Source organism: Leifsonia sp. TF02-11 (genome assembly GCF_017565305.1).
In the GTDB taxonomy this organism is placed as follows: Bacteria; Actinomycetota; Actinomycetes; order Actinomycetales; family Microbacteriaceae; genus Leifsonia.
On record NZ_JAGEKP010000024.1, the window covers coordinates 212971 to 225276 of the forward strand.

The window sequence follows — 12306 nt, forward strand, 5'->3', positions numbered from 1 at the left end:
ACGCTCCATGAAACCGATTCACGCTGCTCTATGTTGGAGCCCATGGCTACCATCTACGAGGTCGCGGCCCTGGCCGGGGTCTCGCCCGCGACCGTCTCCCGCGTCTTCAACGGCCACACCGTCTCGCCCGAGAAGGTGCGGCTCGTGCAGGAGGCGGCAGCGACGCTGAAGTTCGCGCCGAATCGCACCGCGCGGCGGCTGCGCAACCAGAGCTCAGAGCTCATCGCGCTGCTCATCCCCGACATCGAGAACCCGTTCTTCACGGCTCTCGCGCGCGGCGTGGAGGACAGGGCGCAGGAGGCCGGCTACTCGGTGGTGCTCTGCAACACCGACGACGACCCCGCCAAGGAGACCCGGTATCTCGAGATCGCCATGAGCGAGGGGATGGCCGGGGTCATCCTGGCACCGGCGGCGTCGGACGGCGACCTGGCGCAGATCGTCGCGCAGGGCCGCCCGGTGGTCGCCGTCGACCGCTCCACCGGGTTCGACATCGATGCCGTGATGGTCGACAACCGGGCCGCGGGCGCGGCGGCGACGACCGCGCTGTTCGACGCGGGGTTCCGCCGGGTGGCCTGCATCGCAGGACCGCTGGGCATCGAGTCGACCGAGGAGCGGTATCTCGGCTGGCGCCAGGTGGTCGCCAAGCGCTCGGACGGGACCGACTCCCCCGAGTTCCTGCAGCACGCGAACTACCGCGTCGACGGCGGTCGCGCCGCGATGGCCACACTGCTCGCGCTGGAGACTCCGCCGGACGCGGTCGTCACGACGAACAACCTGATGGGCGTCGGCGCCCTGCAGGTGCTCGCGGAGGCGGGCATCGCCCCGCCCGCGTTCGGCGTCGCGGTCGTCGGCGACCTCCCGTTCACCACCTTCTCGACGGACGTCGTCACCCAGGTGCACCTGCCCGCCCGCCACCTGGGGGTGACCGCCGCGTCGATGCTGATGGACCGGATCGCCGGGGACACGCAGCCGGCCAGGATCGTCGTCCTCCGCGCGCGCATCGCCTCCGACGGGGAGGCCGAATCTCTGTAATCGGTTTCTTTCAGTCAATCACTGGCCGGTAGCCAGTTTGAGAACACTTTTCTGGGGCTATTGACGAAACCGATTACTTAAGCTCTACTAGGGGACAGCCATTTCTCAACGGAGAGGATCCATCCCCTGATGAAACGCACCATGAGATCCATCGCCGCCGTGACGATCACCGCGGCGCTTGCGGCCACAGCACTCAGCAGTTGCAGCAGCAGCACGGCTAACGACTCGACCGCCGGCAAGACCCTCAACGTCGCCTACTGGGACTACGGGCCGGGCGCGGAGGCCAACAACAAGGCGCTCGCGTCCGGATTCGAGAAGAAGTACCCGGGGACCACCGTCACGCTCACGCCGGTCGCGGGCGAGAACTGGGGCACCTACTACGCCAACGTCGCGACGACGATGGCGGCCGGCAAGCACCCCGACCTCATGCTCATCTCGGGCGAGGGCGCGCAGTTCGTGACCAAGAACAACCTGATCGTCCCGATCAACGACTACCTCAAGAACGACCCGGAGGCCAAGGCCATCCAGGCCGACATCGCCCCCGGTCTGATCAACGGCTTCACCGTCGACAAGAAGGTCGTCACGCTGGCCAACGGCTGGAACGACATGGTCATCTACTACAACACCGACGTCTTCAAGGAGGCCGGTCTCCCCGCCCCGAGCGCCGACTGGACCTGGGACGAGTTCGAGGCCACCGCCGCCAAGCTCACCAAGGACACCAACGGCGACGGCACGCCCGATCGCTACGGGTTCACCTGGGCCAGCAACGAGATCTTCCCCGGCATCATGCCGTGGGTGGCGAACGCCGGAGGCAACCTCACCGACAAGTCGGTCTGCAAGGCGACGGCCGACACCCCGCAGGTGACCAAGGCGGTCACGTTCCTGGAGGACATGATCCAGAAGAAGATCGCGCCGGCGCCGATGCCCATGAGCGACGTCTTCACCCGCTTCCAGAACGGCTCCATCGCGATGTTCGGCGCGGGCCGCTGGCCGATCGGGACCTTCCTCCCCGCCGGCTTCAAGTCCTTCGACATCCAGCTCTACCCGAAGGGCGACACCTACCAGACCGTCTTCGGCGGGGCCGGCTACCCCATCCTGAAGTCGTCGAAGAACCCCGATCTGGCCTGGAAGTTCCAGAAGTTCACCGTGAGCGAGGACGTGCAGAAGCAGGTCGTCGGAACGCCGGACGCTCCCGGCGACTCGATCCCGTCGCTCCGCTCGGTCGCCGCCACCATGACGACCGTCGGCACGCTGCCGAAGAACTCGCAGCTCTTCTACGACAGCATCGACAAGCACCCGCAGCTCGTCCCGTACCCGGCTCCGGCCAAGTACAGCGAGTACGAGTCGACCGTCCTCCGCTACACCCAGCTCATCTTCGGCGGGGAGGACTCCGTCAAGGACGGACTCGCCGCCATGCAGAAGGCGCTCGAGCCGATCGTGAGCTGCAACTGAGATGACCACCAGCACCGCACGCGGTGTCGGGAACGGCAGCCGGGAGGCTGCCGTTCCTGGCGCCCGGAGGAGGCGCACCGACCCCGCCCGCAAGGGCGAGGCGTTCGCCGCCCTCGGCTTCCTGACCCCGTCGCTGATCGGCTTTGCGCTCTTCGTCCTGGCCCCGGCCCTCGGCGTCATCGCGCTCAGCTTCTACGACTGGAACCTGCTCAGCGACGGAACTTTCATCGGCCTCGGCAACTTCACGCGGCTGTTCTCCGACGCGCGCCTCGCCCAGGTGTACGGCTCGACGGCGTACATGGCCGTCGTGATCCTGGCCGTCAACGTGATCGTCGGCCTCCTGCTCGCCGTCCTGCTCGAGACGAGGATGCCGCGCTGGATCCGGGGCTTCTTCCGGCTGTCCTTCCTGTTCCCGTTCGTGGTGTCCTCGTCGGCGGTCGCCCTCATCTGGCGCTTCCTCCTGAACAAGGACCTCGGGCTGGTGAACTACTGGCTCGGCTGGCTTCACATCGACAGGATCGACTGGCTCGGCTCCAGCGCGTTCGCCCCGATCTCGGTCATCCTCGTGGCGTCGTGGAAGACGGTCGGGTTCTCCATCCTGATCTACATCGCCGGACTGCAGTCCATCCCGGCCGAGATCCGGGAGGCGGCGATCGTCGACGGCGCGAACGCCTGGCAGCGGTTCTGGCGGATCACCCTCCCGCTCCTCTCCCCCACCGTCTTCTTCCTGCTCGTGATCAACACGATCAGCGCCTTCCAGATCTTCGCGGAGCCGCGTGTGCTCACGCAGGGCGGCCCGGGCGACGCCAGCCGCACCATCGTCCAGTACATCTACGACACGGCGTTCGGCAGCTTCGACCTCGGCTATGCGTCGGCGGTCGGGATCACCCTCCTGCTGGTGCTGATCGTGCTCACCGCGATCCAGTTCCGGCTCTCTCGCAGATGGACGTTCTACGGATGACGACGACACACACACGAGGCGCGGGCCACGTGGCCCAGCGGGTCATCACCTTCACGGTCCTCGGGATCGCCGCGCTGGCGATCGCCGCACCCTTCCTCTGGATCTTCCGCGGCGCCATCTCGCCGAGCGACGCCGAGCTCTACCGGCTGCCGCCGACCCTGTTCCCGTCGAGCGCGACCCTCGCCAACTTCGGCAAGGTCACGACCCAGGTGCCGTACTTCCACTTCATCCTGAACTCGCTCATCGTCGCGGGAACGATCACGGTCGCGCAGCTCATCACCTGCTCGACCGCCGGCTACGCGTTCGCCCGGCTGCGCTTCCCCGGCAAGAACATCGCGTTCGCGCTCGTCATCGGCTCGCTGATGATCCCGCTGCAGGTGACGATCGTGCCGCTCTTCCTGGTGATGTCGAAGCTCGGGCTGACCAACACGCTGTGGGCGCTCATCCTCCCCGGTGTGTTCAGCGCCTTCGGCGTCTTCCTGCTCCGGCAGCACTTCCTCAGCCTCCCCGCCGAGCTGGAGGAAGCGGCGAAGCTCGACGGCGCCGGCTCCGCCCGCACCTTCTTCCAGGTGATGCTGCCGCTCTCCGGCCCGGCCCTGGCCACCCTCGGCATCCTGACCTTCACGTACTGGTGGAACGACCTGCTGCTGCCGCTCGTGATGATCAACGACACCGAGACCCAGACCCTCCCAGTGGGGCTGGTCCTCCTCGCCGGCCGGTTCTCGACCGGGTCGCTGGGCACGATCGCCGCCGGCATCACGATGGCGATCATCCCGGTGCTGCTGGTGTTCCTGGTGGCCCAGCGCTACATCGTCCAATCCATCGCCTCGAGCGGACTGAAACTCTGATGACGACCACACACTCCCTCCCCACTCCCGGGATGCCGCTGCTCCTCAAGTCGGCGGCCGTCGCCACCTGGCACGAGCTGCCCCGCGTCGCCGCCCTCGGCCTCCTGTCGCTGGCCGCGGCCGTCCCGCTGGCGGTCTCGCTCCTGTCCGCGGCGCCGCCGTGGATCTCGGGCGTCGCGTCGGTGCCCGTCGCGTTGCTCGCGACCGGGCTCTCCGCGTACGCGGCCGCCATCGCGCGCGGCGAGAAGCCGACCCTTCGCGTGGGGCTCCGGCTCGACCCGGTGCTCGGCCTCTCGCTGTCCGCCATCGCGACCCTGCTCACGGAGGGGATCGCGCTCGGCGGCGCCGTCGCGATCGCCGCGACCGTGCTCGCCGCCGTCGCCCTCGTCCTGGCGCCGTACGCGCTGGCCTACGCCGCCGTGCGCGGCCGCCGAGGACTGATCGCGTGGCGCGGAGCGGCGATCCTCGTCGCTTTCCGGCCCGGCGCGGCCCTGACCGTCCTGGCGCTCTGCTGCATCGGCGGATTCGCGGTGGTGGCGAGCGCCGGAACGCTGGCCGTCGTCCTGCCCTGCATCCTGTCCGTCTTCGCCTGCGCGGTGGTCGGCGACCTGCTGGCGACGATCGACGGGATGAGCCGGTGAGCGCCGCCGCAGCGAATGCCGCAACGCACGCGGCCGTGCTCGAACGGCTCGACCCCGCCTTGACCGGGGTGGTGCCGCTCACTCTGCCCGCAGCGCTTCCCGCCGGGCCGCTGACGGTCGAGCTGGTGCGGCGGGTGGACGCCTCGTTGGTGTCGGAACCGGTCGAGACGGCGCGCGTCGTCCGGATCGGACGGACCGACGGCAGCGCTCTCGAGCTCCGCCTCCACGAGACGGAGCGGGCGGATGCCGCGATCCTCTGGATCCACGGCGGCGGCATGTTCCTCGGCAGCGCACGCCAGGACGACGCCCTGTGCCGTTCCCTCTCCTCCGCCCTCGGCACGACCGTCGTCGCGGTGGACTACCGGCTCGCGCCGGAGCACCCCCATCCCGCCCCGCTGGAGGACTGCTACACGGCGCTCGTCTGGCTCGCCCACCGCTACCCGCGGGTCGTCGTCGCCGGCGGCAGTGCGGGCGGAGGCCTCGCCGCCGGGCTCGCCCTGCTCGCCCGCGACCGTTCGGGGCCCGCCATCGCCGGCCTGCACCTCTCCTATCCCATGCTCGACGACCGGGAGTCACCCATGATCACGTCCGAACTGGCCGACACCGTCGTGTGGAACGCACGACTCGACGCACTCGCCTGGGAGGCGTACCTCGGCGGCTCACCCGCCGACCAGTACGCGGCTCCCGGCCGCGCCGCCGACCTCTCCGGGCTGCCGCCCACGGTGATCGACGCGGGCGACCTCGACCTGTTCGTGCACGAGGACGTCGCGTTCGCCGCGGCCCTCGAGGCGGCGGGGGTCGACGTGACACTGACGGTCGAGACCGGTGCTCCGCACTGCTTCGAGTTCATCCTGCCCGACGCGGACAGGAGCCGGGCGACGCTCGAGCGCAAGCACGCCGCCCTCGCCGGACTCCTCGACGGTGGAGCCGCCCGGTGACCGCGCGGACCCCTGTCACCGGACCGGACACCGCGTGGTGGTCGACGTCCAGGAACCGCATCTTCTACGACTCCCACACACCCGACTGGACCGACCCGCACCAGCGGGGCGAGGTCCCGGAGCCGCTATTCCCCGTGCTCAGCGCGGTGCAACCGGAGAGCGACCTCCAGCTGATGGCGGACGCCGGCGTGGACTCCGTCGTCCTCTTCGCCAAGTGCCAGTACGGCAACTCGTACTATCCGACGGAGGTGGGCCGCCGGCACGCCGCCCTCGGCGGGCGCGACCTGTTCGGAGAGCAGCTCACGGCCGCGCACGCGCGCGGCATCCGTGTGATCGCGTACTTCTCGAACATGTGGGACACCGCGGCCGCGGGTGCGCACCCCGAGTGGCGGATGGTCCCCCTCGCCTCGCGCGGGAGCACCGGCCGCTGGCCCGCGCTCTGCCTGCTCAGCGGCTACCGGCGGTTCGCCCTGGACCAGGTGCGCGAGCTCGCCCGCATGTACCCGATCGACGGACTGTGGAGCGACATCCTGACAGCGGGTCCGTGCGTCTGCCCACGCTGCGAGGCCGAGTTCACCCGGATCTACGGCCGGCCGCTCCCCGCCGACCGCGACGACGAGGGCTGGCTCGACCTGGTGCACTTCTCGCAGAAGGTGCTCAAGGACTATCTGGACGAACAGCGCGCTGTTCTTCGGGAGGAGCGCCCGGAGGCGGCCCTCATCCCCAACTTCTACGCGACGACGTTCGTCGACGCCGTGATCGGGCTCAGCGCCGAGCACCTCGATGACGCCGACATCGGGTCGAGCGAGGGGTACACCGACTGGCACGGCCTCGGCTTCCCCAGCTACGCGTCCAGCTACATCCAGGCCGCGGTGAACGGCCGACCGACCGAGGTGCTCGTCAGCCGCTTCGTGCACACCTGGGACTTCACGGTGCGCTCGGTCGCGCAGCTGCGGTTCGAGGCGTTCAGCGTCGCCGCCCGGGGGTCCACGGTGTCGGTCGACGACCAGCCGTACGCGACCGGCGCGATCGAACCGGAGGTGTACCGCCGGCTGACCCCGGTCTTCGGCCGGATCGACGAACGCGCCCCCTGGCTGAGCGGCGCCGAGCCGGTGCGCTATGCCGCGCTCTACGCGAGCCAGAACGCGCGCGAGCTCGAGAGCCTCCTGCAGGCCGACGAGAACCCGGCCGTCGGGGAGCAGTCCGCCCAGTTCCCGCAGAGCGAGCCGCGCTCGTCGGCGAGCGACCTCGTCGCGGCGCTGACCGGGACGTACCGCGCGCTCGTCGAGTCCCACCTCCCCGTCGCGATGATCGACGAGCGGCCGCAGAGCCTGCAGACACTCGCCGGCCACCGTGTCCTCGTGCTCGCCGACGTGCTCGCCCTGTCGGAGACCGAGGTGGACGCGATCACCCGCTTCGTGCACGACGGCGGCGGCCTGGTCGTCACCGGCCCGGTCGCGGTGCGCGGGACGGACGGCCGCGTCCTCGCGGAGTCCCCTCTGGCGCAGCTGCTCGGCGTGCGGTTCGGGCCGCTGGGCGCGTTCACGTTCCCGTACCTTCGGCTCGGCGCGCAACTCGCATCCGAGACCGGCGGCTGGCCGCTCCCGCACTACGGGAGGCTGCGCGCGCTGGAGGTGACCGCCGACGACGTCACGGTGCTCGCCCGCCGCACCGACCCGGTGCTCGAGACGGACGACGACGCGTACTGGCACAACAACCAGCCGGCTCCGGCGTTCGACACCGACGACCCGGTGATCGTCGAGCGACCGTACGGCCGCGGCCGGGTGATCGTCTCGGCGGCACGGCTGGGCAACAACCGCTCCCGCCTCGGCTACGGCGCCCACCGCGATCTGCTCGGCCTCCTGGTGCGCCGCGCGGCCGCAGAGGCGCCGGAGGTCGAACTGCTCGACGGGCACCGCGGAACGGAGCTGGTGCTCGCCCGGCTCGGCTCGACCCTCGTCGCACACCTGGTCACCGGCGCCCCCGTCGTCTCGCTCGACCTGTTCGGCGCACGGCAGCCGGCCGCGATCGAAGACGTCGCGAGCATCGCGGAGCTGCGGCTGCGCGTGCCTGCGACGACGACGAGCGCGGCGCGGATCGTGGACGGCGGGGAGCGACCGCTCGCCATCGTCGACGGAGTCGTCACGCTGACGGGCGCCGACGACTGGGAGACCGTCCTCCTCCACGGCGCATGAGTTCTCAACCGGGCATGACTTCTCAATCGGGCAAGACGGAGAGCGGGACGGCGGACCGGGGTGAGCGGGGGAAGCGGACGGCGACGATCCACGAGGTCGCGGCACGGGCAGGCGTCTCCGCCGCGACCGTCTCGCGCGTGATCAACGGCACTCGGGTGTCGGCGGACCTCGCCCGGCGCGTGCAGGCCGCAGCGGCCGACCTCGACTACACGCCGAGCCGCACGGCACGCACGCTGCGCAAACGCCACTCGGAGGTGATCGCCCTGATCATCCCCGACATCGAGAACCCGTTCTTCACCGCGCTGGCCCGCGGGGTCGAGGACCGCGCGCAGGAGGCCGGCTACTCGGTGGTGCTGTGCAACAGCGACGAGGACGTGGCCAAGGAGGCGCGCTACATCGACATCGCGGTGTCGGAGCACATGGCCGGGGTGATCCTCGCCTCGGCCTCCGACCACAGCGACCTCGGGCCGCTGATCGCCCGCGACCGGCCGGTGGTGTCGGTGGACCGCGGGCCGCACGGCTTCGAGATCGACGCCGTCATGGTCGACAACCGCGGCGGTGGCCGCGCGGCCACCTCCGCGCTCTTCGACCAGGGCTTCCGGCGGGTCGCCTGCATCACGGGTCCGGCCGACATCGAGACGGCGCAACAGCGCAGCGAGGGCTGGCGGGACCGTGCGCGTCGCGCCGGACCGGTGGATGAGGCGCTGCTGGTCCACGCCGATTACCGGGTCGACGGCGGACGGAGGGCGATGTCGGAACTCCTGGCGCTCCCCGACCCGCCCGACGCCGTCTTCGCGGCCAACAACCTGATGGGCGTCGGAGCGTGGCAGGAGCTGCGAGCGGCCGGGACACCTCCCCCGGAGTTCGGGCTGGCCGTCTTCGGCGACCTGCCGCTGTCGCCCGTCGGCCCCGTGGGGATCACGATGATCCCGATCCCCGCCCGCCGGCTCGGGGAGGCCGCCGCGACCCTGCTGCTGGAACGCATCGCGGGCGACCGGCAGCCGGCACGCACCGTCATCCTGCGCACCGGCCCGTGACCGGAGCGCCCCACCGACCGATCGACCGCACACGACCGAGACCGACACCCAAGGAGAACCGATGACCCGCTACACGCTCCCTCCCGTGCACGAGCTGCCGTCCGCCGCGCCGAAGACGGCGTACCTGATCGCCAGCGGCGATCTGAGGCTCAGCGCCAACCGCGCCGGTTGGCCGGCGCAGGCCGCGGTCGAAGAGGCGCTCCAGGCCGCCTTCGGCGAGCTCGGCTGGCGGATCGTCCGCGGCCACCCGTACGACGAGGCCAAGGAGCACGGCTTCCTGGACAGCCAGCGAGCCGGGCTGGAGGCGTTCCGGTCGATCCCGGCCGACGCGCCCCTGATCGTCGCCGAGGCCGTGTGGCAGTACAGCCATCACGTGCTGGCCGGCCTCCGGACCCACCGCGGCCCGATCCTGACCGTCGCGAACTTCGCGGGCGAGTGGCCGGGGCTCGTCGGCCTCCTCGGACTCAATGCGGGCCTGACCAAGATGGGCACCCCCTACTCCACGATCTGGAGCGTCGACTTCACCGACGACTGGTTCCGCGGCGGGATCCGGGAGTGGGTGGAGACCGGTCGCATCACCCACGACGCTTCGCACGTGCGCGACCTCCCCGCTCTGCCGGACGGCGACGAGCGGGCGCTCGGGCTGGCCCTGGCACAGCAGCTCGCTACCGAGAAGGCCATCCTCGGCGTCTTCGACGAGGGGACGATGGGCATGTACAACGCGATCATCGACGACGAGTTGATGAACCCGCTCGGCATCTACAAGGAGCGGCTGTCGCAGAGCGCCCTGTGGGCCGAGATGCAGACCGTGACCGACGCCGAGGCGCAGGAGGTCGGCGACTGGCTCCTGGCCGAGGGCATGACCTTCGCGCTCGGCACCGACGAGGCGACGGAGCTCACGGCGGCCCAGCTGCGGTGGCAGTACAAGATGTACATCGCGCTCCTGCGCATCGCGGACGACTTCGGTGTCGACGCGCTCGGCATCCAGTACCAGCAAGGCCTCAAGGACCTCTCGCCCGCCAGCGACCTCGCAGAGGGACTGATCAACAACGCGCACCGACCGCCGGTGCGGAGCCGCGACGGGTCGCGGGTGCTGTGGGACGGCCTCGCCCTCCCGCTGGCGAACGAAGCCGACGAGGGCGTCGCGATCGACGCGATCGTGACCAACCGGGTGTGGACCGCGATGGGATTCGACCCGGCCACGACGCTGCACGACGTGCGCTGGGGCGAGGACCACGACGGCCGGTTCGTCTGGGTGTTCGAGATCTCGGGTTCGGTTCCGCCTTCCCACCTCAGCGGCGGGTACGCCGGCGCGGTCGGCTGGCGGCAGAACCCGGTCTACTTCCCGCTCGGCGGATCGACGATCAAGGGCGTCTCGAAGCCCGGGGAACTCGTCTGGTCGCGCGTCTACATCGACGGAGGGCGCCTCCACCTGGACATCGGGCGCGCGACCGCGGTCGAGCTCCCCGCAGAGGAGACCGAACGCCGGTGGCAGGCCACCAACCCGGAGTGGCCGATCATGCACGCCGTCCTGCACGGTGTGGACCGCGACCAGTTCATGGCGAGGCACAAGGCCAACCACGTGAACGTGGCCTACGCGCCGTCCGCGGAGGCGGCAGACGACGCCCTGATCGCCAAGGCCGCCGCGTTCGACGCACTGGGCGTGGCCGTCCACCTCTGCGGAACGGTGGCCCTGCCGTGACCGGCGCGGTGCTGGGAGTCGACATCGGGACCTCCAGCAGCAAGGGCGTGGTCGTCGACCTCGACGGCCGCATCCTCGCGACGGCCGTGCGCAGCCACGACGTCTCGCGCCCGCGGCCGGGCTGGGCCGAGATGGACGCGGCGGTCTGGTGGGACGAGTTCGTGTCGCTGTCCGCCGAGCTGGTGGCGGCCGTCGACGGGCTGACGATCGAGGCGGTCGGGGTCAGCGGGATGGGGCCGTGCGTCCTGATCGCCGACGCCGACGGTTCGCCGCTGCGGCCCGCCATCCTCTACGGCATCGACACCCGCGCGCAGGAGCAGATCGCCGCGTTCGACGCCCGCTATGGACGCGACGCCGTCGGCGCGCGGTGCGGGTCGGAACTGTCCACGCAGGCCGTCGGCCCCAAGCTCGCCTGGCTCGCCGAGCACGAGCACGACCGGGCGGCCGCGGCCCGGCTGCTGTTCATGCCGGCCTCCTGGCTCGGCTGGAACCTGACGGGGAACTACGCCCTCGACCATCACTCCGCGAGCCAGAGCGTCCCGCTCTACGACCGCACGGCGCAGGCCTGGTACGAGCCCTGGTGGCAGGACATCGCCCCCGGCATCGTCCCGCCGCCCCTGGTCTGGCCCGGCGACGTGGTCGGCCGGGTGACGGACGCGGCGAGCGCGGCCACCGGCCTGCCGGCCGGAGTCCCGGTGATCGCGGGGACCATCGACGCCTGGACGGAGGCCGTCAGCGTGAACGCGCAGAACCCGGGCGACCTGATGCTCATGTACGGGACGACCATGTTCCTGATCGGCACGACCACGACGCCGCTCACGGCGCCGGGCCTGTGGGGCACAGCCGGCGCGTTCTCCGGCGTGCACAACCTGGCGGGCGGGATGGCGACCTCCGGCGCCATCACGTCGTGGTTGCGCGAGCTGTTCGGGTCCCCGGGCTACGAGGACCTCCTGGACGAAGCGTCCCGCTCGGGCGTCGGCGCGCACGGGCTGCTGATGCTGCCCTATTTCGCGGGTGAGCGGACGCCGTTCGCCGACCCGGACGCACGCGGGCTGATCGCCGGTCTCACGATCGAGCACACGCGCGGCGACCTGTACCGCGCCGCACTGGAGGCGACGGCGATGGGGGTACGCCACAACGTCGCGGCGTTCCGCGACGCGGGCGTTCCGATCGAACGGGTCGTCGCGGTGGGCGGCGGGACGAAGGGCGCGCTGTGGGCACAGGTGGTGTCGGATGTCACGGGGCTCGCGCAGGAGGTGCCGTCGGTGACGATCGGGGCGAGCTACGGCGCGGCGTACCTGGCGGCACGGTCGCAGGTCGCCGTCGAGATCGAGGACTGGAACCCGATCGCGTCCGTCGTCGTCCCCGACCAGGGAACAGCTGACGCCTACGATCGGCTGTACGCCCTGTACCGCGAGCTGTACCCCGCGACGGCGGAGGTCAGCCACCGGCTGGCGGCGATGCAGCGGGAGGCAGCGACGGGCGCATGAGCCGGGCGAG

General features: G+C 70.8%; 10 protein-coding genes. All 10 read left to right on the forward strand.

Features of this window, described 5'->3' with window-relative positions:
- The first annotated feature begins 42 nt into the window (after window positions 1-42).
- Window positions 43-1032 carry a LacI family DNA-binding transcriptional regulator gene (locus JNB50_RS21965; protein ID WP_208042261.1) on the forward strand — a complete coding sequence of 330 codons (990 nt, stop codon included), beginning with the start codon at window positions 43-45 and terminating at the stop codon, window positions 1030-1032.
- A gap of 129 nt (window positions 1033-1161) precedes the next feature.
- Complete coding sequence (locus JNB50_RS21970) at window positions 1162-2484, forward strand: sugar ABC transporter substrate-binding protein (protein ID WP_208042262.1); 1323 nt, start codon at window positions 1162-1164, stop codon at window positions 2482-2484.
- Between the two features lies 1 nt (window position 2485).
- Window positions 2486-3445, forward strand: coding sequence for a carbohydrate ABC transporter permease (locus tag JNB50_RS21975; RefSeq protein ID WP_208042263.1), 960 nt, complete (start codon window positions 2486-2488; stop codon window positions 3443-3445).
- The gene (locus tag JNB50_RS21980) at window positions 3442-4293 is read left to right on the forward strand and encodes a carbohydrate ABC transporter permease (protein WP_208042264.1); all 852 of its coding nucleotides are present in this window, start codon (window positions 3442-3444) and stop codon (window positions 4291-4293) included. Before JNB50_RS21975 ends, JNB50_RS21980 begins: the two co-directional genes overlap by 4 nt.
- Entirely contained in the window at window positions 4293-4934 is a 642-nt protein-coding gene (locus JNB50_RS21985; protein ID WP_208042265.1) for a hypothetical protein, read from the forward strand. The genes JNB50_RS21980 and JNB50_RS21985 overlap by 1 nt, the downstream gene beginning before the upstream one ends.
- Window positions 4931-5872 (forward strand): alpha/beta hydrolase fold domain-containing protein, encoded by a 942-nt coding sequence (locus JNB50_RS21990; RefSeq protein WP_208042266.1) that lies wholly within the window; start codon window positions 4931-4933, stop codon window positions 5870-5872. The genes JNB50_RS21985 and JNB50_RS21990 overlap by 4 nt, the downstream gene beginning before the upstream one ends.
- Window positions 5869-8067 carry an alpha-L-fucosidase gene (locus JNB50_RS21995; RefSeq protein ID WP_208042267.1) on the forward strand — a complete coding sequence of 733 codons (2199 nt, stop codon included), beginning with the start codon at window positions 5869-5871 and terminating at the stop codon, window positions 8065-8067. The genes JNB50_RS21990 and JNB50_RS21995 overlap by 4 nt, the downstream gene beginning before the upstream one ends.
- Before the next feature lie 14 nt (window positions 8068-8081).
- A complete protein-coding gene (locus JNB50_RS22000) occupies window positions 8082-9104 on the forward strand; it encodes a LacI family DNA-binding transcriptional regulator (protein ID WP_208042268.1) in 1023 nt (340 codons plus the stop codon).
- Window positions 9105-9165: 61 nt separating this feature from the next.
- Window positions 9166-10806, forward strand: a complete 1641-nt coding sequence (locus JNB50_RS22005; RefSeq protein WP_208042269.1) for a fucose isomerase — start codon at window positions 9166-9168, stop codon at window positions 10804-10806.
- Window positions 10803-12296 (forward strand): FGGY-family carbohydrate kinase, encoded by a 1494-nt coding sequence (locus tag JNB50_RS22010; protein WP_208042270.1) that lies wholly within the window; start codon window positions 10803-10805, stop codon window positions 12294-12296. The genes JNB50_RS22005 and JNB50_RS22010 overlap by 4 nt, the downstream gene beginning before the upstream one ends.
- Window positions 12297-12306: the final 10 nt, after the last annotated feature.